At 51.7% G+C, this 23,676-nt stretch carries 21 protein-coding genes and 2 pseudogenes; 19 read left to right on the forward strand and 4 right to left on the reverse strand.

Annotated features, from left to right (window positions below; translation table 11 throughout):
• Window positions 1-316 precede the first annotated feature (316 nt).
• A complete protein-coding gene (locus ABIE63_RS17155; protein ID WP_354506518.1) occupies window positions 317-1,792 on the forward strand; it encodes a M81 family metallopeptidase in 1,476 nt (491 codons plus the stop codon).
• Complete coding sequence (locus ABIE63_RS17160; protein ID WP_354506521.1) at window positions 1,789-2,703, forward strand: carbon-nitrogen hydrolase family protein; 915 nt, start codon at window positions 1,789-1,791, stop codon at window positions 2,701-2,703. Before ABIE63_RS17155 ends, ABIE63_RS17160 begins: the two co-directional genes overlap by 4 nt.
• A 218-nt stretch (window positions 2,704-2,921) precedes the next feature.
• Here ABIE63_RS17160 and ABIE63_RS17165 read toward each other — a convergent pair whose 3' ends face one another.
• Window positions 2,922-3,842, reverse strand: a complete 921-nt coding sequence (locus ABIE63_RS17165) for a LysR family transcriptional regulator (protein WP_354506524.1) — start codon at window positions 3,840-3,842, stop codon at window positions 2,922-2,924.
• 417 nt (window positions 3,843-4,259) lie between these two features.
• Here ABIE63_RS17165 and dctP point away from each other — a divergent pair, with 417 nt between their 5' ends.
• From dctP to ABIE63_RS17220, 11 genes and pseudogenes are all read left to right on the forward strand, one after another.
• Window positions 4,260-5,294: a TRAP transporter substrate-binding protein DctP gene (gene dctP / locus ABIE63_RS17170; RefSeq protein ID WP_354506526.1), complete on the forward strand. Its 1,035-nt coding sequence runs from the start codon at window positions 4,260-4,262 to the stop codon at window positions 5,292-5,294.
• 558 nt (window positions 5,295-5,852) lie between these two features.
• Window positions 5,853-6,398, forward strand: a complete 546-nt coding sequence (locus tag ABIE63_RS17175; protein ID WP_354506528.1) for a TRAP transporter small permease — start codon at window positions 5,853-5,855, stop codon at window positions 6,396-6,398.
• A gap of 4 nt (window positions 6,399-6,402) precedes the next feature.
• Complete coding sequence (locus tag ABIE63_RS17180; protein ID WP_354506530.1) at window positions 6,403-7,704, forward strand: TRAP transporter large permease subunit; 1,302 nt, start codon at window positions 6,403-6,405, stop codon at window positions 7,702-7,704.
• Between the two features lie 1,492 nt (window positions 7,705-9,196).
• The gene (locus tag ABIE63_RS17185) at window positions 9,197-10,339 is read left to right on the forward strand and encodes an ABC transporter ATP-binding protein (protein WP_354506533.1); all 1,143 of its coding nucleotides are present in this window, start codon (window positions 9,197-9,199) and stop codon (window positions 10,337-10,339) included.
• Between the two features lie 37 nt (window positions 10,340-10,376).
• Window positions 10,377-11,396, forward strand: coding sequence for an ABC transporter substrate-binding protein (locus tag ABIE63_RS17190; RefSeq protein ID WP_354506535.1), 1,020 nt, complete (start codon window positions 10,377-10,379; stop codon window positions 11,394-11,396).
• Window positions 11,397-11,516: 120 nt separating this feature from the next.
• Entirely contained in the window at window positions 11,517-12,416 is a 900-nt protein-coding gene (locus ABIE63_RS17195; RefSeq protein ID WP_354506538.1) for an ABC transporter permease, read from the forward strand.
• Window positions 12,413-13,219 (forward strand): ABC transporter permease, encoded by an 807-nt coding sequence (locus ABIE63_RS17200; RefSeq protein WP_354506541.1) that lies wholly within the window; start codon window positions 12,413-12,415, stop codon window positions 13,217-13,219. The genes ABIE63_RS17195 and ABIE63_RS17200 overlap by 4 nt, the downstream gene beginning before the upstream one ends.
• A gap of 169 nt (window positions 13,220-13,388) precedes the next feature.
• On the forward strand, window positions 13,389-13,817 hold the full coding sequence (locus ABIE63_RS17205) for an ester cyclase (protein WP_354506544.1): 429 nt from the start codon (window positions 13,389-13,391) through the stop codon (window positions 13,815-13,817).
• Between the two features lie 438 nt (window positions 13,818-14,255).
• On the forward strand, window positions 14,256-14,651 hold the full coding sequence (locus ABIE63_RS17210) for a hypothetical protein (RefSeq protein WP_354506547.1): 396 nt from the start codon (window positions 14,256-14,258) through the stop codon (window positions 14,649-14,651).
• Window positions 14,652-14,815: 164 nt separating this feature from the next.
• Window positions 14,816-14,965 (forward strand): annotated as a pseudogene (locus ABIE63_RS17215) (IS6 family transposase); the annotation flags it as partial.
• 57 nt (window positions 14,966-15,022) lie between these two features.
• Window positions 15,023-15,728, forward strand: a pseudogene (locus ABIE63_RS17220) (IS6 family transposase).
• Window positions 15,729-16,122: 394 nt separating this feature from the next.
• On the opposite strand, the gene puuE reads toward ABIE63_RS17220, so the two are convergent.
• From puuE to ABIE63_RS17235, 3 genes are read right to left on the reverse strand one after another with little or no spacing between them, the layout of a single operon-like run.
• A complete protein-coding gene (gene puuE / locus ABIE63_RS17225; protein ID WP_354506550.1) occupies window positions 16,123-17,010 on the reverse strand; it encodes an allantoinase PuuE in 888 nt (295 codons plus the stop codon).
• A gap of 40 nt (window positions 17,011-17,050) precedes the next feature.
• Complete coding sequence (locus ABIE63_RS17230; RefSeq protein WP_354506553.1) at window positions 17,051-17,998, reverse strand: N-carbamoyl-D-amino-acid hydrolase; 948 nt, start codon at window positions 17,996-17,998, stop codon at window positions 17,051-17,053.
• A 12-nt stretch (window positions 17,999-18,010) separates the two neighbouring features.
• Window positions 18,011-18,772: a FadR/GntR family transcriptional regulator gene (locus ABIE63_RS17235; protein WP_354506556.1), complete on the reverse strand. Its 762-nt coding sequence runs from the start codon at window positions 18,770-18,772 to the stop codon at window positions 18,011-18,013.
• A 202-nt stretch (window positions 18,773-18,974) separates the two neighbouring features.
• On the opposite strand from ABIE63_RS17235, the gene ABIE63_RS17240 reads away from it, so the two are divergent.
• From ABIE63_RS17240 to ABIE63_RS17265, 6 genes are all read left to right on the forward strand, one after another.
• Window positions 18,975-19,874 (forward strand): transporter substrate-binding domain-containing protein, encoded by a 900-nt coding sequence (locus ABIE63_RS17240; protein ID WP_354506558.1) that lies wholly within the window; start codon window positions 18,975-18,977, stop codon window positions 19,872-19,874.
• 2 nt (window positions 19,875-19,876) lie between these two features.
• Window positions 19,877-20,668, forward strand: coding sequence for an amino acid ABC transporter ATP-binding protein (locus tag ABIE63_RS17245; RefSeq protein WP_354506561.1), 792 nt, complete (start codon window positions 19,877-19,879; stop codon window positions 20,666-20,668).
• A 9-nt stretch (window positions 20,669-20,677) separates the two neighbouring features.
• Complete coding sequence (locus ABIE63_RS17250; RefSeq protein ID WP_354506563.1) at window positions 20,678-21,361, forward strand: amino acid ABC transporter permease; 684 nt, start codon at window positions 20,678-20,680, stop codon at window positions 21,359-21,361.
• Window positions 21,358-22,032, forward strand: coding sequence for an amino acid ABC transporter permease (locus ABIE63_RS17255; protein ID WP_354506565.1), 675 nt, complete (start codon window positions 21,358-21,360; stop codon window positions 22,030-22,032). Before ABIE63_RS17250 ends, ABIE63_RS17255 begins: the two co-directional genes overlap by 4 nt.
• A gap of 85 nt (window positions 22,033-22,117) precedes the next feature.
• Window positions 22,118-23,113 (forward strand): NAD(P)-dependent oxidoreductase, encoded by a 996-nt coding sequence (locus ABIE63_RS17260; RefSeq protein WP_354506568.1) that lies wholly within the window; start codon window positions 22,118-22,120, stop codon window positions 23,111-23,113.
• Window positions 23,114-23,177: 64 nt separating this feature from the next.
• Entirely contained in the window at window positions 23,178-23,639 is a 462-nt protein-coding gene (locus tag ABIE63_RS17265; protein ID WP_354506570.1) for a RidA family protein, read from the forward strand.
• Window positions 23,640-23,676 lie beyond the last annotated feature (37 nt).

The following is a 23,676-nucleotide window of genomic DNA, read 5'->3' on the forward strand; positions in this document are numbered from 1 at the left end:
AACCCTATCCGAACGATCTGCATGACATTCCTCCTTCGCTGCAGTTTACGTCCGAGATTTCACTCCGCCGCGAGGGCGGGGTCCATACCATTGGCTCCGTTTGCGCAAGGGTTGATTTGAGCTTCTGACGATCGTTGCGGGGTCCATATACGCCCACACATGACAGCACCCTTTCATGTGTTTAATCATGGCCGAACGCTAGTTGGCCGGGTTCCCCGCTTCAAAGTTTTTGCTCTGACAGCATCTGTTGACTTCCTATTTCAATAGAAATTATGCATCTTGCCGATAGTCATCCATTTCTATTCCAGGATTCGTCATGCGAGTAGCCTTCGCGGGATTTCATCTCGAGTCAGCGAGCTGGCTTCCCCAAATTTCCACCCTTGAGGACTTCGAACGGAATACGACACGCGGCGAAGACATTGTTACTGCCTACGAAGGAACCAACACGGTGCCCGGTGGGTTCATAAATGTGTGTCGCGGAAAAAATTATGACATTGTCCCGTTGGTTTATGGGTATTTGGGGGCGCTTGGTCCAGCCTCCGATGAGGCAGTGGAGGCCTATGCTAGCGAAATAGCCACCTCTACCGCAGCTTCTAACGTCGACGCCATTCTGTTACATCTTCACGGGGCGACCTGGGCGCCGACCTTTACCGATCCAGAGCGATATATCCTGGACCGACTGCGCGAGCTAGTCGGGAAGAATCTGCCGATCGTCGTGGCATTCGACTACCATGGCAATATCGACCAGGATACCGTTCGCAGCGTGAACGCTGCATTCGCCTACCAAAAATCACCGCATACCGATATGGCGGAAACAGGTGCCCGTGCCGCGCGTTGTCTATCGGCAATACTTGAAGGTATCCTTTCCCCTGCAGTCGTAGTTGAAAAGCCAGGGTTGGCGATTCCGAGTATATTTAGTGCTACATCACTGGAGCCGCTCGCTTCAATTCTTGCCTATGCCCGAGAATTAGAACGAGAGGCGGCGTGCTTCCTCGATATCTCAATCATGGCTGGGTTCTCTTACTCCGATGCCCACAATACCGGATTCAGTGTTGTAGTCGTTAGTGGAGCAAGTCTAGATCACGGACGGAATATTGCCCTTTCCCTTTCCGACCTAATCAACGCAAGGCGTGCTCAATTGTACCATCCGGAACCGGTATTCTCAGTCCAAGAAGCCGTTGTGACGGCAATGGTCGAGGCATCAAGCGTTCGTAAACCGATCATCCTGTTGGAGCATGCCGATCGTATGAACGATTCAACCTATTTGCTGTCCGAATTGGTTAAAAGAGATGCGCAAAGAACAGCAATTCCGTTTCTGTGGGACAGTAAAGCGGCTATGGAAGCGCATGGCGCTGGGGTCGGAGCCGAAATACAATTGATGCTGGGTGCTTGGAGTTCTGACAAGGCGGGGTCGCGAGAAAGATACCTTTGTCAGGTGTTACAAACAGGACCTATACGCTATCGCATCTCCGGCGAGATGCTTCGCGGGCAACATGTGAATTTAGGCATGACAGCCGTGCTCCGAATCGGCGGGGTGACGGTTAGCGTCGTCAGCAATTTCGCCTTCACAGTAGATGAGGATATTTTTAAAGTATTTGGACAGAAAATGTCTGATTTTGATATCATTGTATTACGCTCTAAAACGCACTTTCGACAGTTTTTTGAAGAAAAATCCTCTCGGATTATTATTGTTGATACGCCTGACTACGGCCCTGCAGACTTGACGACTTTAACTTACAAACGTCTTGATACGTCAAAAGTTTATCCTTTCTGCGAGACCTATGCGATATGACTCAAACTGACCAGAATACGATCAAAGACAAGGGCAACAAGATAAACGTCGCCTTATATCAGATGGATATTACGTCGCTGGAGATTGTAAAAAACCGGACCAAAGTGGTCGATTTAGCAGAACAGGAGTTGAAAGGTGGTGCTGATCTGGTCGTTTTTCCTGAGCTTTGCATAACCGGTTATGTCGAACCATTGGTGCCCGGTTTAACCATATCTGGCGATCATAGTTTTTCTTCTTTCGTTGAGGCATATCACGCCGCATCCGAACCGATCAGCGGGCCGACCATAACCGAATTATCGAAAATCGCATCCAAATATCAGGGTTACATTGTCGTTGGCCTGGCGCTGCGAGAAGGGCCTGTTGAAGGTCACTTGACTAATTCGTCTGTCTTAATCGGGCCAGAAGGGGTGCTATCCGTCTATCGGAAGGTTCATCTTTGGCAAAATGAGAAGCACTTCTTTGAACCGGGCCGATCTTTTCCTGTTACAAAAACCTGGTTTGGTCCATTGGGTATGCAAGTTTGCTATGACATTCGATTTCCTGAGGTGACGCGGGCTTTGGCACTAGGAGGGGCCACGATCGTTACCAACATCTGGGCATCCTTCCGAGAGGACAGCACGCCGCCGGCAGACCCAGATCAGTTTCGCCATCGCGTCTTCACCCGGGCGCAGGAAAACGGTGTGTTCTTCCTATCGTGCAACCGCGTTGGCCTACAGAACGGATACCGATTTATGGGTCGGAGTGTCATTTGTGGACCCGACGGGCAAGTTGTCGGTGAGATCGCCAACGAAGAAGAAGCCGTCCTTCGTGCCGAATTAAATATGGATCGTGTGGCGCAGTATCGGAGTTTTGTAAATTTAGCGAATGATCGGCGCCCTGATGTTTACGATGGTTTTTTTGGGCTTGAGTAGTCATGACAAGCCGCGGTTCTCATAGCGGGTTGCGTGGATTCGCAGTATGTCCCGAAAATGTTGAAGGTAGTTGGATCGGGCAAAAAAACACTTGGTCCGCAGACCTCCCGATGTCGTGCCCGTCGTCATGGTGCACAAGTCAGCGCGCATCACCTAGGCATTGCACCGACAGGGAGCGTCCATGTATGTCAATGACCGGCGTGGCATAAAGGGCAACCTCAGGGCCTCTGACGAGACTGGTTAGAATCCGTTTGACAGCTCCGCCTAAGCCAAGATCGAAACACGCGTAAGGGTACGTCGTTATCTTTGCGTTTCGGCCAAACCAGCCAATAGGCTTCGTGCAACGGCACAGCCTGCTTTAGGACTGGCACCAAGCGCCCTTCAGTAATTTCGATTTGAGCAAGGTAGTCGGGTAATAGAGCAATCCCAAGGCCAGAAATAGCCGCCTGAATCATCATCGAAAATTGGTCCATCAACATTCCGCTCGGTGCCGAAGGTTCCCCGCCTTGCCCACGAAACCAATCTGCCCAGACATTTGGAAGAGAATCAAGTTGCAGCATAGGAACTCCCTCCAAATCGTCGAGACGCATTAATCGATGTGAAGTGGCAAACTCCGGCGAAACACAGGCTGTTACTTTTTCGTCAAAGAGCTTCAGATAATTCACTTCCTTCCAATCTTGCTTTCCTAAAAAAATAGCCGCGTCAAACACCTCACCTTCGAAATCGAGCCTCCCAATTCGCGTTGATATATTAATTGTGATGCCTGGATTCTCGCCCAGGAATTGCCCCAGACGCGGACCAAGCCATCGCGTTGCAAATGTCGGCGGTATCGCAAGTGTTAGTATTCCACCGTCGGGATTGGCCACTACCGACATGCTGGCACGATGAATCATATCTAAAGCACCGGCGATTTCGCGCTGATAGGTGAGCGCCGCAGAGTTGGGCACTAGACGCCGCCGCTCTCTCACGAACAATTCTTTACCCAGTTGCTCTTCCAGCGAGAGGATTAATCGACTCACTGTACTTTGTGTCAGGTTTAATTCTGTTGCAGCCGCTGTCACCGACCTATGGCGCACGACCGCGTCCAGAGCAAGGAGCAGTTTTGTCGAGGGAAGGAAGCGTCTCTGCCTCATATTCATTCTAAATCCACATGATACTATGTAGAAATCCCATTATTTATGTTTATTTCTACCTGTTAATATCACGAAATGCATGTAACTTCTCGATTGATATTTGGGGGAAAACACAACCACGAAACCTTGAGCCACTGTCTATCCTGTGAATTTCACTGGAGCAAACTAAGCGCAAAAAATCCCGTCGGGGCAGAACAGTCTCGCCATCGCGTCGTCACCTGGGCTCAGGAGAACGGTATTTTCTTCCTATCGCAGAACGTAGCCATCTTTTGTTCGTAAACATGGGTACGATCAACTCATGAAGAGCAGAATTTCGAACAGCATGTTGTGGTTGAGACGAAAGTGTAGTTACGAACTATGGATTGTATCGTTTGAAAACATTTACCGGCGGTGCAGCCGCCAGCATCATAGGAGTATGCCGTGATGAAGCCTAACAAACTTAAAGTGCTCATGGTGGCCGGTCTGATTGCCATCGGGGTGATGGCAGACGCGCATTACAAGTCGACATTAGCTACTGAAAAATTTGAATGGGTAATGGCATCGCCGCTGACGCCGGCACTCGCCTATGTACCGCTCTATCAAAAGATGATCGATGATATCAGGGAACGCAGTGACGGTCGGCTGTCAATCACGCTGTTAACCGCCGGCCAGCACCCCTACAAGGGCGGAGAAATCATGACGGCCGTTCGTGACGGCATTATTCAGATGGGCAACACCGAGGACGTTTATGTCAGTTCCATGGAACCTGCTATTGCCTTCATGGGTTTGCCATTCCTGTTCGATAACCTAGAGCACGCCAAGCAAACTTATGAAGCGTTGAAAGAACCTTATTTCGAGAAAATTCTGCGTGACAGATATAACTCTGAAATGTTGCTAGGCTTTTTGATCAGTGGAGCCGCTATTCATGCTGATGCGCCATTGAATTCGCTTGACGCTCTGAAAGGCCGTAAGATTCGTGTCTTTGGGAAAGAAAGCGGCCAAATGATCGAACTGCTCGGCGGCACACCGGTAACAGTTGCTTTCGCCGAGCTTTATACGGCCCTACAGCGCGGCACTATCGACGGCGCGGTAACCGGTATGCTGGGTGCGCAGGCTTCAAAAATTTACGAGGTGGTCAAGCACAATACCTGGTGGAATTGGTCCTATGCTTTCGAATACATTATGGTAAATGAAGAAGCCATGGCAAGTCTGCCGGAAGACCTCCAACAGATCGTCCGTGAAGCGACTGCAGCGGCAGAAGTAGATGTACAAGCGCTCCAGGATCGTTTGCCAGCTGAAGTCGTAGTCGAATCTCTCGAAAAGTATTCGATCACGGTAACCGGTCTAAACCAAGAGACCATTACCCAATTTCGTGAAACCACAAAGCCGATCACTGAAGGTTGGTTGGAAACAACGGGAGACGAAGGCAAATCAGCTTACACGGTTTATAAGGCGATAGCAGAATCGCGCAAAAAATAGTGCCTAGTGCCCCCGACTGTCAGAACGAGAGAATCCCGGCAATCGGGATTTTCTTGTCAGTGCCCATTCTGGCATTTGAGAACTAAGGCTAAGAAATTGTCCTAATCAAGCGCCGATGCATGTAGCGAATCATAGTGAAGCCGACACAGGCGGCACTGGGTTGGGTTCCCGTCGGACAGGTGCAGCGACACACACAGGAAACATAATGAATGCTCTTGAGCGTGCCATCTCAACCCTACAACAAGAGATTATCGTGCGCTGTGTTCTTGGATGGCAGGGCTTGCCACTGGCAGCAGGTGAGAAATAGAGTCGCGAACATTCACTTTGCGATGTCATCGGCCGTGTTTGACCAGCGAAATCAGCGGTTCGACCGGTGCCCACATTCGCGGTTAGTCAGATCGTTCGGATAGCGAAGGTCGCGAGACCTGCCGGCAATACGGTTCTCGGGGGTTCATATCGGGCCCCCATGCGAAAGTTCCAAGGTTCCAGCAGTGGATCACAGCCGATTCTACAGGATAATTGGTTTTTCGGAATGGGCTCTAATAGGGGAGAAAACAGTTGGTTGATCCGGTAGATATTCCACCCGAGGATGAATACGTTGCCGACATTCGGTTGGATCGTTTCAGCGTATTTCTATCAGACGCGGCGGGATATCTAGCGGCCTTGTCAATCATTGGGATGACGGCGCTCGTTGCGGCCAACACACTGTTTCGGGCTATGCCGGGTGTCGCAAGTTTTACCTTCGCCGAAGAATACACCGGCTACCTATTCATCGCGATAGCATTCTTGGGTCTTGCCGACACCTTTCGGCATGGCGATCACGTTCGTGTCACAATGGTCCTCAATCGTTTCAGCGCGCATAGACGCGCCCAGATTGAGGTCATTATGGCTATTGTTGCAATCCTCGTAATACTTGTCATTGCTTGGTTCGGCGCTCAATTTTTTTGGGATGGAATCGTAACCGGCGAAACGGCACAAACCGTCGTGCAGACTCCGCTTTGGATTCCGCGGTTTTTAATACCGTTAGGGTCCGGCATTTTTATCATCGTTCTGATTTCGTACTTGAGGGCCAACTTGGGTCCGATGCGCTCCCGAAAAGGTTAGACCTATGGAAATAGAATCTGCAATTGGTCTGGCCCTGATCGGCGTTTGTGTCGTTCTGCTAGTTGGTGGCCTGTGGATCGCGATCGGCCTTGCGGCAATCGGCCTCGTCAGCGTCCATTATTTTCTCCCTGCCCCGATGATCCGGATGGTTGAGGTAATTCCCTATAATGCCTTGGACAGTTTCATATTGGCAGCTATTCCGATGTTTATATTCATGGGCAACTTGTTGTTCAAAGGTGATATTGCCGCCAAGATTTACACCGGTCTTAGCAAGTGGGTATCGATTCTGCCCGGTGGTCTATTGCAAACAAATGTGGCGGCCTGCGCAGTGTTCGGTGCGTGTTCTGGATCAAGCCTTGCAGGTGCCGCCACCATCGGTGGCATTGCGACCCGCGAATTATGCAAGCAAGGGTATGAAAAAAAGTTGGTTTATGGGTCTCTGGCTTCGTCCGGGACCTTGGCAACCATGATTCCACCCAGCATTCACTTCATTCTTTACGGGTCTTTCGCAAACGAATCCGTGGGTAAGCTATTCCTGGCAGGGTTTTTGCCGGCGCTTATCCTGATTCTGCTGTTCATGGCATATATCATGGTCCGTGCAATTTTAAACCCAGACATCGGCCCGCGCATCTCTCGTCCGACTTTTGGCGAGGTCCTGGTGTCGATGAAAGACCTGATTGCACCGCTCTTCCTGATCGCTGTCGTGATGGGATCGATCTACTCAGGATTCGCCACACCGACCGAGTCCGCAGCAGTGGGATCTGTCGGAGCGCTTTTGATCTTAGTCCTCGAAGGCAGGCTGAAATGGTCGATCGTCCGTGAAGCGGCGACGTTATCTGTACGGACGACCTGCATGATCGCGCTGATGATGGTCGGGACACAGTTTATAACGGTTAGCCTGTCGGTCCTTCAGATCCCAGCTCAGATTAGCGCTTTCATCGGTGGTCTGCCGCTGGATCCATGGATGATTGCCATTCTTGTCGGTGTTTTCTATATCTTCCTTGGCGCGTTTGTCGAAGGTACAAGTATGTTCTTCCTGACGTTCCCAGTCATGTTCCCGCTGATGATGGGACTGGGATATGATCCGATTTGGTTTGGTGTCGTGATGGGGCTTTTCATCGAGATGAGCTTGATCACGCCGCCCGTAGGTCTGAACCTTTTCATTATTCAGCAGGTATCGCGTGAAACGGGCGTGGGGCTGGTGGTTCGAGGATCGTTGCCCTTTTTTGCTTTGATGGTTGTCGCGATGTTGATATTCATCGCATTTCCAGACTTGATTTTGTATGTACCGAACTTGCTTTGGTAAGATTGTACGGAAAATTGAAACAGGTACTCGCGGTGAAATCGTACCTTGCTCCCTATGGCGCGATTGGAATTATTACCACGGTAGTCCCAAGTAAAGTGTGAACTGTGATAACCCTGACACCAACATTGACGCACGAGTTCGCCAGCCTAGCGAGTGGGGATCGCTTGAGTTTGGCTTGATGATCGATGAGCGGGCATATTTTCCAAACAAAAGCGCGGCGTTCACGGCTAGGTCAAAAAATAATTAGCACTAGGCTTCCCCATTGGCGCGACGTTAGATAGCCGCAAACAAGTTACGGTAGAGCGCCACTAGACCAAATTCCAGGCAGTGATGAGGCTGCGCTATTTGGCCAGCGCACAGGCACTGTTTAGTTCGAAGGGGGCCTAAGACGACCCCGGGTGACGGGCTGATCACCGCAAAGGGGCTCTTGCGGCCACTATCGCTGATGGCCGCGGTTGCACTCAGCAAGCCAGTTTGCTGTTTGGCTGTGCATCCATCGTGCCACGCCAGACCTCCGACGGTGCGCGCGATCACCTGGGCTTTACTCCAGCATAGTCGCACATACGAACCGAGAGCGATCTAGGCCCCTCAGCTTGCAAGGGACGCGTAGGATGCGATGGCATAGCAGTGCTCACCGGGGAATCACCCAAACCTAAGGTTTTGACCAAACCAACGCGTTGCAAATGTCGGCGGCATCACAAGTGTTAGTATTCCACCGTCGGGATTAGCCACTACCAACATGCTGGCACGATGAATCATATCTAAAACACCGGCACGCGCTGATAGGTGAACGCCGCAGAGTTGGGCACCTGACGCCGCCGCTCTCTCGCGAACAATTCCTTAATCAGTTGCTGCTCCAGCGAGAGGATTAATCAACACACCATGCTTTGTATCAGGTTCAATTTTGTTGCAGCCGCCGTCGCCGACCTGTGGCGCATAACCGCATCCAGAGCAAGGAGCAGTTTGTCGAGGGAAGGAAGCGTCTCTGCCTCATATTCATTCTAAATTCGCATGAAAGTATGTAGAAATCTCGTTATTTATACTCATTCTTATCTATTAGTATCAAGAAATGCATGTAACTTCTCGATTGATATTTGGAGGAAAACACAACCACGAGACCCTTAGCCATTGTCTATCCTGTGAATTTCAACGGAGCAAACTAAGCACAAAAAATCCGTTGGGGCAGATCAAGCGAGAGATACATAGGTGAATTCAGGGCGCCGCCACAATCCTGTCCTGCCAGCCCGACCCGGGCCTCGCCGCCGTCTAGCAGCAGCGCATCGCTGGAGCCCAATGCTCTGCCTAAAAGAGCATAAATCTGACGCTACTGTTCGTGGAGAAGGCCCAGGGAACCGTCGAAAAGTGCAAAAGATCTCTAACGCTACTCAGAAACAGGCGATATCCACGAAGATCAGAATGCAGAGCCTCCACGAATTTAGATGAAAGAGGGCCCGATGAAATGTAATCCGGTTTGGTCAGGAGCGCGAGCAGAATGACTTATAGCAATGTTAAACCCGTGGTAGGTGAAACTGATCGAAGCGCACATGGTGCCAGTGTTTCGTTGACATCTCTTGTCAAGCAATACGGCAAAGATATGAAGCCTGCCGTTCAAGGTATCAATCTGGAAGTTAAGTCTGGAGAATTCGTGACGCTTCTGGGCCCCAGCGGCTCTGGCAAAACGACAACTCTTATGATGATTGCCGGGTTCGAATCCGTTACGTCTGGTGACATTGTTGTAGATGGCCAGTCAATTACAGATCTGGCCGCCCACAAACGTGATATCGGCGTGGTATTCCAAAGCTATGCGTTGTTTCCTCATATGACGGTTCGGGACAATATCGAATTCCCGCTAAAAATGCGCCGTTGGCCTTCTGACGATATTGATCGCGCGGTCGCTGAATCCTTGGAACTTGTTCGGCTGACGCAGTTTGCCGACCGCTTCCCATCCCAACTTAGTGGTGGACAGCAGCAGCGCGTCGCACTGGCCAGAGCAACAGTATTTACGCCAAAATTGCTATTGATGGACGAGCCGCTAAGTGCCCTTGACAGGCAGTTGCGGCAAGTAATGCAGTTTGAAATCAAGCAAATCCAGAGATCGCTCGGGATAACGGTTATTGCCGTAACCCATGACCAAGAAGAGGCACTAACGATGTCTGATCTTGTCGTCGTCATGAACGATGGAAAGATCATTCAGGCGGGCGCGGCCGATGAGATTTACGAACAACCAAGTACGGACTTTGTTGCCGAATTCATTGGTGAAACAAATCTTGTCCGCGGCAGGGTTACCGGTAACAAGGCAACGGGTTCATCGGTGAAGCTCGACTCAGGTGCCGTTGTGACTACCGCGGCCCAGCTCAAAGCCGGCAGCAGGGTTGCCCTGTCGATCCGTCCGGAACATATCGGCATCTCGAATGGCCAAATCCCGAGCGGCGATAGCAACGTGTTTCAAGCCGATGTAATGGACTGGGTTTATAGTGGTGCAACGTCAAGAGGTATCGTGCGTCTGGGGGAGTTACAGCTGGTAGTCCGTGTGAGTCAGGCAGCGCAACTGCGCGATAACAAGGTCGATATTCACATCGATCCCGCTCACATAATTGCTGTGCAGCAGAACAATTCCGAGAATGCAAAATCTTAACGACTTGTAACAACCAACAAAAAAGGGAGACCTAAATATGCTATACTATGTAAAGGGAGCAATTGCTCTAGCAATTTTTTTAGGAATTGGTTCTGCCACATCTGCCCAAGACTTAGTCATCGCAGCGACCGGCGGATCATTTGAGGATGTACTCAAAAAGGCATATATCACGCCGTTTCAAGAAGCGACCGGACTTGACGTAGCAGTAGCGAGTCAAGACAGCACGGTCGGCCCACTGAAAGCACAAGTGGAAGCGGGAAATGTCAAATGGGATGTCGTCTATCTTGCACCGATTGATAGCGAGATTGCAAAGGCAGATGGCCTTATTCAACCGATCGACTACAGCGTCGTTAATTCAGCCGGGTTGCGTGACGGCGCAGCGAAACCTGAGCGTCTCGCAGCCCTTTATTCAGCCTCCGTCGTGGCATGGAATTCGAGCAGCCTACGGGATATCAAAGGACCAAAGGCGCTCTTTGATCTGAAAACCTATCCGGGAAAGCGTGCGATAAGATCAAGTACGCCTTATGGAGTGTTAGAAATTGCGCTTCTTGCTGACGGGGTGAGCGCAGAAAATTTGTATCCTTTGGATATTGATCGTGCATTCAGCAAGCTTGATGAAATCAAGGATGAAATAATTTTTTACACCGCCAATGAACAGGGGGTGCAACTTCTATCCTCCGGGCAGGCTCAAATTGGCATTATCCCCAACGGGCGCGCATTCAAGGCCAGTGCAGATGGGTTGGATATTGACTACACGTTTAACGGGGGCGTCAACTTTATCGACTACTGGGTGGTCCCTAAAGGCGCCAAGAATCCGGAAAATGCCATGAAATTCCTGGACCTGATATCGAAAGCAAACGGGCAAGAGGTCGTTGGAAACTTGATGGCATATGGTGGCAACAATCCAGCTGCAGATAAAAACTACAGTGCCGCACATCAGAAGCACATGCCCACCTATCCGGATAACGAGAAGGTTCTCGTAACAATGAATTCAGATTGGTGGTCGCAGAATCTGAAAGCCGTATTTTCGCGCTGGCAAACCTGGATTCTCAAATAGATATTTTCCACTCCACCTGAGCACGGCCAGGCTGTCAGGTAACTCATCGCAAGACGGCCTGGCTCGTTAACTTTACGAGGCCCGCCTCCAAGCTAGGCGCTAAGGGACAATTGGATTGACATGACACTTGAGCAATCTTCACAAGCGGCAGGGCCTGGTACCGTTTTCACGAAAGGCTTTCAGAGGGCAACAAGCTCGCCCTGGATGCTATTACTGCCAGTCATCGCGCTTTACGCGCTGGTCCTTGTCTATCCGCTCGCATGGCTGCTTGGGAAAAGCTTTGTCACCGAAACCGGGTACGGCCTGGCAAACTATGCGCAGGTTTTCGATACATCAGTTTTTGCGAGCGTCGTGTACAGGTCATTCGTGATCGCAATTGAAGTAACAGTTTTATGTGTGCTGATCGGATACCCCCTAGCTTATGTCATACACCATTCTCCTCCACGCGTCCGCGTAATCATGACGGCAGCCGTGGTTTCGCCGGTGTTGGTAGGTGCTCTAATCCGGTCTTTTGCGTGGATTGCTATACTTGAGAATCGCGGAATTATAAACTCTTCCCTCGTTGCATCGGGAATCATCGAAGCACCAATTCCACTTGTCTACAACAGGGTTGGGCTGATGATTGGTATGGTCAATGTTATGCTGCCATTCTGCGTTCTACCGATGGTTGCAGGAATGAGAAGCATTGATCCATGTCTTATTTCTGCGGCAAACAGCCTCGGCGCATCGCCATTACGTGGGTTCATTCGCGTCTTTTTGCCCCTAAGCATCCAGGGAGTTAGCGCAGGCGCGCTCCTGACTTTCCTTCTATCCCTTGGCTTCTATATTACACCTGCACTTCTGGGCGGGCGAAAGGATTCCATGATTGCCCAAATAATCCAAGTACAGGTTATGAACCTCGGAGAATTCAGTATAGCAGCGGCGATGGGATGGCTTCTCATGGTTGTCACTATACTGCTTCTATTGGCGTATGGCCGATTTTTCAACCTGGGAACATTGTTCGGGAGTCAACCGAAATGAGAAACAAATTCCTGAACCCCACTTGGATCGCTTTGTATGGATTTGCAATAGCGGTTCTGACATTCACGTTGCTCCCAATTTTTATGATTTTTCCTTTTGCTTTCAACTCAGCCACATTCTTATCATTTCCGCCACAAGGCTTTTCTCTGAGATGGTTTACGGCATTCTTCTCAGAGCCTTCCTGGGTAAACGCAACCATCAAGAGTCTTCAGATCGCAGTATTTACAACAATTATCTCTGTTACATGTGGAACGCTTGCTGCCTTTGCTATCGTGCGAAAGAAAATGCGTTATGGGCATGCAATCTCTATATTTCTGCTGTTTCCAATGATTGGCCCACATATCACTTTTGCGATCGGTGTATTTGGAATTTTCTCGCGTTTAAATCTTGCAGGCACAACGGTCGGCCTTATTCTGGCACATAGCGCTGTTGCTGTGCCATTCGTCTATATCAACGTGGCATCACGCCTCTCAACTTTCGATGCATCGTTGGAGAGAGCGGCACAGAGCCTTGGGGCGTCACAAATCGAATGTTTCCTTCGTATTACTGCCCCCATCATTGCGCCGGCTATTATCGCGGGCGGAGTGTTTGCTTTTATTATTTCTTGGGACGAATTCATAGTTACGTATTTTGTCGCCGACACGAACACGCAAACCTTGCCACTGAGATTTTTCTCCGGAATTCAATATGGCGTTGACGTTACAGCCGCCGCAGCGGCAGCACTAATTCTGGTGGCACTAATTTTAGGGATCGCATTATATCGCCTCACCAGCATGTGGATTAACCGTATGAAATGGCGATAAGCAGAGATTCTCTGGCTTTCACAGAAATTACCACCATTGGGTGTATGTAAATGCACTCCCATTTTATCAGAGTTGAGATTGCTATTGTATCGCCCTTATAGGCGTTTGTTAGCGGTATGGCAGTGCTGATAGTGAAGACCCAAGCACAAAAAAGGACGGAAAAATACAAATGATTGCAGATAACAACGTCAAGACGGTTCTCGGTTCCATTGATGTCATCTTTAACCAAGGCCTTTTGGAAAGGATCCCGGAGTTTTACTCTCCGGAGTTCAAATCGCATCAGGGCGGTTATGGTTTGATGCAATGGCGACCAGGTTGGGATGGGCTATCTGAACACGTTTCAGAAATTAGAAGAATGTGGCCTGACTATCATGAGGAAGTCGAAATCATATTTGGCAGCGGTGAGCTTGTGTCAGTGCGAATGACGCTTAGTGGAACGAGCCTGGGAGATGGACCGTTGCCGAAAACAGGTCAATCCTTCAAAGTAAAAGACATGATGATATGTCGTGTAGTGGATGGTAGATTAATAGAACAATGGGGATTGACAGATAATTACTCGAGATTGATTGATTTGGGTCACGTGAAACCAGTTGTGTAGAATGTTTCTCATCGAAAATGACGCGCAGTATTTTCTGCGCGTCATTCTATCGCTCCCTCGCGGCCGCCCTCTGTTTTGGATTGAATGATTATTCTGGCATCCTGTTCCACTGGCTAAGAATTATTGCGAGGGTCGTCATGCGCTCTGGTGAGAAAGACTGCAAACAGAGAGGACTAAGCGTTGTTAAGTGCGGAAAAGCGCCTCGGCCGAGGCCATGTGTGCAAACCTGTCGCTCACTTGCAATTCAGAGAATTGCGATTTCCTGCTCTGCTCTTCGAGTAACCACCGCGTAGAGAACGCTGTCTAGCCAAAGTAATAAGTCTAGAAAAAGTAAAGTGGAGCGGTGTCGCGCATATTAGGAGAAATCTTATATTAACGCGCAAAATACACCCCAATTTCTGAAACGACATAATTACTACTGGTGAGGATATCACAGCAATGAAGTTGAATCACGTTGCCCATCGACTAGACGCTAAGCATTTCGAAGTAATCGTCGAAATGCTCAAAACCCAACTTGGATTCATTGAACTTCGTCGCACAGAAAGAGCTATCTGGATGCGACAAGAAGGTGCAAACGTCGACCTTCAGTTCACAAGGAGTGAAGTTGTTAATCGGGACGAAGATAAGCGCGGATCACAAGTGGCGTTCCTTAGCGAAACGCCGCGTGCTGATCTTGAGAGACTAGCGGCGTGGGCGCGCAAGCAAGGGTTGGATGCGACGTTGGGCAGTTGGTCAGACCGAGAGCATTATATGGATGTGCCTGCGGCATTTGTTGATTTTGTAGTCGAAGCTATGACGCCGGATATGGCAGAATATAACGTGTCCAAACATTGACATGGTATTGTCATGTGTGGACAGCTCCGTTTGCGCAAGGGTTGATTTGAGCTTCTGACGATCGGCTCGACTGGAGCATTCTGAGACTAGTTCGAATTGGTCTGACGGGCGCTGTCAGAGCAAATCACCTTGAGCAAGGTCGGGCGATTTCGTAGCGTCCGGCCATGACCAAACGCAGCCCCTTTCGATACTTCAAGACGTCGCCCGAGATCATCCGCCTAGCGGTCATGATGTATATTCGCTTCCCACTTTCATTACGGAATGTGGAGGATCTCCTTCACGAGCGCGGGATCGATATCAGCCACGAGACAGTGGGCCTTGTCAGAAGAACTTGGGTTGAGAGAACTTGTGCCGCCCCCTACCCTGCGTTCATGACCAAACGCAGCCCCTTTCGCTACTTCAAGACGTCGCCCGAGATCATCCGCCTGGCGATCATGATGTATATTCGCTTCCCACTTTCATTACGGAATGTGGAGGATCTTCTTCACGAGCATGGGATTGATATCAGCCACGAAACGGTGCGTTTCTGGTGGCGGCGCTTCGGTCCAATGTTCGCCGCGGAGATCCGCAAGCGACGGATCCAAAACATGCGGTCAAGCCTCTGGCAATGGCACCTGGACGAGGTCTTCGTGAAGATCAACGGTGAGCAGCACTATTTGTGGCGAGCCGTCGACCACGAGGGCGAGGTTCTGGAAAGCTTCGTGACAAAGAAACGAGACAAGAAAGCTGCGTTGAAATTCCTAAGAAAAGCACTGCGCAAACACGGTCGGCCCGAAGTTATCGTGACAGATCGGCTGAGATCGTACGGTGCGGCACTCAGGGATATTGGGACCGCAGCTCGCCAGGCATGTGGCCGCTGGCTGAACAACCGAGCAGAGAACTCACATCTGCCCTTCCGACGACGAGAGCGCGCGATGCTTCGCTTCAGGCAGATGCGAAGTTTGCAGCAATTCACCGCCATCCATGCCTCCGTCTATAACCTCTTCAACACGGGAACGCAGCCTTTCCTCTCGTACCATATTCAAGCTGAACCGCGCCGCCGCTCTCTCCGAGTGGCGCGGCCTTCTCGCTGCCTGAAGCTCAGCATGTTTGGGGCATACTGAGACTAGTTCGAATTAGTCTGACAGCTCCTAAACCTGGCATAGAGCCAAACAGCGTGGCGGATGACCTCAGCTGGAAAGCGATGTCGCTTGAAGGAGAGTGGTTTCATCTAGGGAGTTTAGACGCTGGAGCCCAGACGTGACAGACGAGTTAACGTGTCAGTGTCGAAAGCCTATCCAGTCGGACCGAGGACCATGCTGAAGCTGTCGATGCTTTTGCTGATAAGCGGCGACCGATTTTCAAGGGACGATAGGCGACCATCATGACCGGACTCGCCCAGGTGCTTCGCCCTTGGACGCTGGTCTTCGCAATGATGCTCGTTCAAGTTTGTGGGACGATGTCTCACCTCTCGCAGGGGCATTTACACGTGTCAACGCCCGTGGTGTGTGTGCCAGTGCCTTGCTATGTCGATTCTTTTCGTGAACCACACACCCTCATGCTTCAACGCATAATCAAGGAAACGTTCGAGTTCGGCTGCACGGCCGGGTCGACCAGAGATACGGCAGTGCAGACCGACATTCATCATCTTCGGTGCGCCGCGTGACTCCCGGTAAAGGAAATCGAAAGCGCCACAAAGATATTCCGAAAAGGTCGACTGAAAGCCGAAGGGCATAAGGTAACGCATATCGTTCGTATCGTGGCAATAGGGGATAATGAGCTGTTGCTTGCCGTCGACATCAACCCAATATGGGAGGTCATCCGAGAAGGAATTTGACTCGTACAGAAAGCCACCCGCTTCCACGACCAGCTCTCGGGTCGAGGGGCTCAATCCTCCTGTGTACCATCCTAGAGGCCGCTCCCCAGTGACTTCGGTGTGTAGTTCGATGGCCCGCTCAATCTCTCGTCGCTCTTCATCACGCGGCATATCGGCATAGCTGCGCCACCGCATACCGTGAGATGCGATCTCCCAATCCGACTCCTTCATGGCGACGACCGCTTCTGGGTTTTGCGCAAGTGCTGTAGCCACACCGAACACGGTCACCGGAACTTGCCGTCCAGTCAGTAATTTGAATAATCGCCAAAATCCCGCTCGGCTACCATATTCGTACTGGGACTCTGCACTGAGGTTCCGGATGCCTTTCAAGGCGAGCGTCGGTTGTTCGAGCAGAAATGATTCTGATTCTGCATCACCATAGAGGACGGATTTCTCTCCGCCCTCCTCATAGTTGACGACAATCTGGACTGCTAACCGCGCTCCTTCGGGCCAACGCGGGTCGGGTGGAGTTCGCCCATATCCCACTAAATCGCGCGTTTTCATTGTTATCCTCAAGATTGCACTGCAAAAGATAAGCAGTTTATCAGGACGATTTATGAGGCGGCTCTACGACGCCTTTCTGCTCGACGATGAGGCCGTAGTGCTCCGGCTGTCGATATTCGTTGAAGTTAAAAATGGTGTCTTTAATGTACTTGCCGAGATCCAAATCGCAGGAGGCGGAGACTAGTTCGTCCTCCAATGTGTACGATTTTGCAACAATCTCCCCAGCGGGGGAGATGATACAACTGCCGCCCAGCATATCGAAACCATCCTCACGCCCGCCCTTCGCCGAGGCGACCACCCAGGTCCCGTTCTGATAAGCGCCGGCCTGCATTGTAAGATGGTTGTGAAACATTTTGAGATGATTGGGTTCCTGGGCTTCCCGGTTAACCGCCGGTGTGTTGTACCCGACGAGTATCATTTCGACACCCTGTAGACCCATTACGCGGTAGGTTTCCGGCCAGCGGCGGTCGAAACAAAGACACATTCCCATGATGCCTTCAAAAGAGCGGAACACTGGAAAGCCTAAATCGCCTGGTTCAAAATAACGCTTCTCGAGGTGCTGGACCGCGCGATCTGGCTTGTACTCAATATGACCGGGCATATGTACTTTGCGATACTTCCCGACGATTTGCCCGCGGCCATCGACGAGCACCGACGAATTGAAACGACGTTTACGCCCCTCCTCGAAGGCGAGTTCGGCATAGCCGAGATAGAAGCCAACACCCAGTCGCTTTGCCTCGTCGAAGAGAGGCTGCGTCTCCTTATTGGGCATGCTCGCTTCAAAGTAGCTGTCGAGTTCATTCTCATCTTCCATATACCAGCGCGCAAAGAAAGTGCTCAGCGCCATTTCAGGAAAGACAACTAGCCTACAACCTCTCGCCTTGGCCTCTCGCATCAGCTCTATCATGCGTTTGACCACATTTGCTCGCGACTCGTTGCGAGTGATAGGACCAAGTTGTCCCGCTGCGACGTTCAACATACGGCTCATGTGATGCTTCCTCTATAAGAATTCTGCTCGTGAGAGCATTCGGTTGCGGGCGTTGGAGATATGACTCCGCATGCTCAATCGAGCAGCTTCCGGATCTTGCTTGGCGATTGCGTCCAGGATAGCGCGATGCTCGTCCTGCACCAGGACCGAACGTCCTTCCGGGCTTCGAAGTGAAAGATTGCGGGCGATCACCATGCCGAAATCCATTGCGCGCTTCATTGACCAAAGCGCGTCAACGAAAAGATCATTCCCGCTCGCGTCGGAAATCGCTAAATGCATCCTGAAATCAGCATCGTTGCCGAGTTCCGCTCGCTCGATGCAGGCATCCATTTCATCGACGATAGAGCGCAATAACGCGACGTGATGCTTGCTACGCCTTTCAGCGGCAAAAAAGGCGGCTTCCCCTTCGATTCCAATCCGGAACTCAAAACAGCGTAGGACGTCGGCAATGGCGCCCTCCGGTGCGAATTGCAGGAAATCGGGTTCGGGGCGTCGCTGTATGTAATTGCCTGACCCCTGACGGGAGACAACTATGCCGTCGGCCTTTAATCGGGTTATGGCCTCCCGCAACACCGGCCGGGAAACGCCGTAGTGGGCGCACAACTCCATCTCGCTCGGAAGCTTTTGATTCTCTGCTGCCCCGCGCAGCGTGATCTCCCGGAAAATTTCCTCATAAACTCGGTCTGAGAGTTTGCCTTGTCGATTGAAATGGATGTCGGAGGCAAATGCCCCTTCGGCGGCCGGTTTCGATATTTTTTTTTGTTTGCCTCGCATAATCCCATCCTGCGTGTTTCTACTAACCTTTCCGCCCTGTCGGCGAGATAAAGGTGGCCTCCATGAATCTATTATCCCGGTTCGGCAGTTGCTGGAAACACAAATAGCCGGTTTATTCTTAGTTGACAAGTCGTCAGATGAATTTTACAACTTTTTTCCATCACTACCAGAAATGCCAGGTTAATTATAAGGAGTAATGAATATGCCGTCCTACAACCTGACGAGAGTACAGGACCGAGTACCCGCCCTCGGGCGCCTTTTTGGGTTAGGCTCAGCCCTTGCGATTGTGGCCGTTCTGACTTCTGGATCGGCAATTGCGCAAGACAAGGAGACGTTGCATTGCAGCATTGATCCAACTTTTGCGCCCCATGCGATGGTCAATCTGAAGGGAGAACTTGAGGGCTTTCAGATCGACCTGTTTACAGAGGTCGCGCGACGCATGGGACGTGCTATCAATATTGAAGCCATGGCGCATGCTGGCGAGTTTCCCGCTCTTTCCTCCAAACGCATCGATTTTATCTGCGGGCCAATGACCGTCACCGAAGCGCGCGCCGAGACGATCTTATTTACGGAGCCTTACTTGTGGACTGCTTGGCAATTTGCCATCAAGAAAGGCAATGCCCCAATAACCTCGGAGGAAGGTCTCCGGGGCAGAACGTTTTCAGTTATTAAGGGTATTCCAGCCGAAAAGTGGTTTCACGACAATGCTGAGCGGCTCAATGTGAAAGTGTTGCCGTTCGAAGGGCAGGCTGACGCCATCCAGGCGGTGTTACAGAATCGCGCCTACGGCTATGTGAATGGCTCCTCCGCTGTGAAGTATGTCGCAACCCAGGTGCCGGGAGTTGTCCCCGACTGGGTGATGCCGGACACCCGTACCGCATGGGCCGCACCGTTTCACGGCGACAGCGCCGAGCTACGGAAGGAAATTGAGGATGTGCTGGTCTGTATGAAGCGGGACGGCTTCATCGCAGATATTTCTGAGAAGTGGTTTGGTGTGGCGCCGCAGGCCGGAGATGCCGAGCTCACCGAGTTCCCGGGTTATGGAACGCCGGGCTTCAAGGGTTATGACACTACCCCACAGAATCCCATCTGTGAGCAATGATAATGGGCCCTGAATCGCAACGAGAGGGGGGGGAGCCCCCCCTCGTCCCCGCAGCGAGGCCAAGGCTGATCGAAGCCAGGGGTGTTCAGAAGTATTTCGGTGACGTCCAGGTGCTTAGGGGAATCGATTTTGAAGTTTTCGATCGCGAGCTCGTATTCATCATCGGCCCATCCGGATCAGGAAAATCGACATTCCTTCGCTGCCTTAACCGTCTTGAAGAGCCATCTGCTGGCTCCATCATTGTCGACGGCGTCGACATCCTTGAACCCAAAACGGATATTAATGACGTGCGCCAGCGGATAGGAATGGTTTTCCAGTCTTTCAATCTCTATCCGCATATGACTGCGCTCTCGAACGTGACGCTTGCACTTCGCAGGGCGCTTGGGCTGTCGAAAGCTGAGGCCGAGGAAAAGGCACATAAAGCGTTGAGGCGGGTACATATGGCTGAGTTCGCCAGCCAGTACCCTTCCCAGCTTTCGGGCGGGCAACAGCAGCGTGTTGCGATCGCACGCGCGATTGCGCTGGAGCCACGCGTAATGCTGTTTGATGAACCAACAAGTGCTCTGGATCCCGAGCTTGTTGGCGGTGTGCTGCATGTCATGCGTGAACTGCGGGATGATGGCATGACCATGATCGTTGTCAGTCACGAAATGGCGTTCGCCAGAGCCGCCGCTGATCGCGTCATCTTCATGGCGGAAGGCAAGATCATTGAGCAGGGTTTACCAGATGCAATCTTTTGTGATCCGCAGCACGAGCGCACACGCTCGTTCATTGGTCAAATCGAGCACAGGTGAGGGCAGGAAATGGGCTGGAGTGGCTTTGTCAACGCTTTTCTTAACGTGGAGATTGCGGTCCAATGGTTCCCCTCGATTTTGGATGGGCTGATACTTACGATATTCATCGGTGTGTGCGTTGTCATCACGGGGATCTGCGCAGGCCTTGCGCTGGCTGTCATTCGGCGTTTAGGTATAGCGCCAATCAATTGGATCATCATTTTTTTTATCGATGTTTTCCGTACGATTCCAGGCCTAGTGCTGATAGTCCTCTTCTATTTTGGCCTTCCTTCGGCCGGAGTTACCATTTCTGGCGAAGTGAGCACATGGCTCGCTCTCTCATTGGTACTCATGGCTTTTTCAGAAGAAATCTTCTGGGCCGGTATCACGTCAATCCCACGGGGGCAGTGGGACGCGGCGCGTAGTACCGGATTAAACTTCGGTGCGGCTTTGCGTTATGTCGTCTTGCCGCAGGCTATCCGGATAACCGTTCCGCCGCTCACGAATAGGACGATCGCCATCACAAAAGGCGTTGCCCTCGCTTCTGTGGTGGCCGTGCAGGATGTGCTCGGAGCTGCTCAGACCGCAGTGACATTCTCGTTTAATGGCACTCCCCTCCTGCTCGCAGCTGTCGTCTATCTTCTACTATTTTGGCCGCTTATCATCCTCGCCCGAAGGCTCGAGGCAAAACTGGCATGGGGGAGGTGCCAATGACCGATTTTGTTCACGCGTTTTTCAATGTCGAGATCGCAATCGGATCCTGGGGCCTATTATTTGGCGGGCTGACTAGCTCCTTTATGCTCGCCGCCATCGGCATTCCGCTGGCGCTAGCTGCGGGAATGATTCTGGGTGTGTTGTCGACCGTGCGCAGCAGGGTGGTTTTGATGTTTCGGCGAGCCTGGATCGACCTATTCCGATCTATCCCGCCTCTCGTACTGCTCATCCTTATTTACGGGGGCTTGCCCTTCGCCGGCCTCAAATTGCCTGCCGTCGCGTCCATGGTATTGGTGTTCTTTCTTAATCTTGGCGCATATTACGGCGAGATCCTCCGCGCGGGGATCGAAAGTATACCGACAGGGCAGATCGAAGCCGCTCGATCGACAGGCCTGAAACAATGGCAAACTATGGCCTATATCGTCCTTCCACAGGCCGTACGAAACGTGCTGCCCGATCTGATCTCGAACACGCTGGAAGGTGTAAAGCTCACATCGATCGCTGCAGTTGTTGCCATTCCTGAACTTCTTTATGCGGCCCGCCAGGCACAGAATGCCACTTACAACGCCACCCCAATTGTGGTTGCCGCTTTGGCCTACTTCATACTGCTTTGGCCGGTCGTCCGTTTACTGAGTCGCTACGAACATCAAGCTATTGCTGGAGGGCGCTGAGGACCGGTTCTGCCCACTATGACTAAATGCATTCAGTCACAGGGCTACGGCAACGACCTCTTCATAACTCGGCGAAAGGACTGCAATGTCGATAATGATTACCGGCGGGACTGGATTTATTGGGCTCAATTTAGTTGAAACGCTCCTTGCTAGGGGGGAGCACGTCGTAGTGGTTGCCCTTGATGAGGTGCCCGCGGCGGCGCGTGCGGTATTTAGACGTCTCCCCGGGAAGCTCACGGAAGCCCGCATGGATGTCCGGGAAACCGGCGCACTGACAGAGTTGATGCGCGCCCACGCAGTCCATGCACTTTTCCCATTCGCTGCAATCACCTCAGGGCGACAGCGCGAGAGCGAATTTCCGGAGCGTGTTGTCGAAATCAACCTGCTGGCTTTCATCGGTCAGCTTCGAGCAGCACGCGACGCCAAGGTGGGCCGCGTCGTTGCTCCAGCGTCCGGGGCAGTCTATGGTGAGAGCTACCTTGACCGTGAGGTGGTGGACGAAACTTCCACGCCATGCCTGCCTGTTGATATTTATGGCGCCACGAAGTTTGCGGCCGAGCGCACGGCCCTACGGCTTTCCGACCTCTGGCATATAGAGGTCATCATTGCCCGGATCGGGGGCACATTCGGGCCCTGGGAGCATGACACCGGGCTGCGCGATTTCATCACGCCACATTGGATTATGGCGGTACAAGCGCTCTCCGGCGAGGTCGCTATTTTACCATACAATATCCCTGCCTGCAGCTGGACATATTCCCGCGACGTCGCCTCTGGGCTTGTGTGCCTGCTCGATACTAGGGTCTTGCCACATCGCGTATTCAACGTCGCCTCTGGGCTACCATGGGGGCCAAAGATTCTGCTTTGGCCGGAACAGCTTGCCACGCTGTATCCCGCTTTCAGATGGCAGCAGACGGCAGATGCGGTGGAAGTCAATGTTAAATTGCCTGACACCGTCGATCGGGCACGGATGGATGTTTCGCGGCTCAAAGCTCTCGGATGGTCAGCCGAATATGGCCCCCAACGTGCTTATGAGGACTATGCCCTATGGATCGCCCGAATGCCCGAAGCACTTGGGTGCTAAGGGCAGTCGGTTGTTGCGGTGTCGCACGCAAATTGATCAATGATCACAACGACCAGGAGAAATCATGAACCCCCAAACGAAACTTCGCGAGGCAGGACTCGTCCTGCCATCGATCACCCCAATGGTCGAACCGCTGGTGCACTGCGTGCGCGATGGCGATCTGCTTTACCTTTCCGGCAAAGGCCCGAAAACGAGCGACGGTAGCTTCATTACGGGCAAGGTGGGGGCGGGTATCACAGTGGAGGAAGCCTATGACCACGCCCGTTCCGTCGGATTGCTGCTGCTGGCAGCTTGCAATGCCGAACTCGGAAGTCTTGATCGTATCCAACGGGTCATCAAGCTTCTTGGCTTTGTGAACGCTGCCCCAACCTTTACGGACCATGCCAAAGTCGTCAATGGTTGCTCAGACCTGATGGTATTGGTCTTTGGGAAAGAAGACGGCCGCCACGCTCGTTCCGCAATCGGCGCAGGGTCGCTCCCGAATGGGATCACAGTAGAGGTCGAAGCAATCTTCCGTGTCAGATGATCAAAGATCAAACGAATAGAGGTAAAAAAAGCATGAT

The organism is Limibacillus sp. MBR-115, assembly GCF_040549425.1.
GTDB lineage: Bacteria > Pseudomonadota > Alphaproteobacteria > Kiloniellales > CECT-8803 > Limibacillus > Limibacillus halophilus.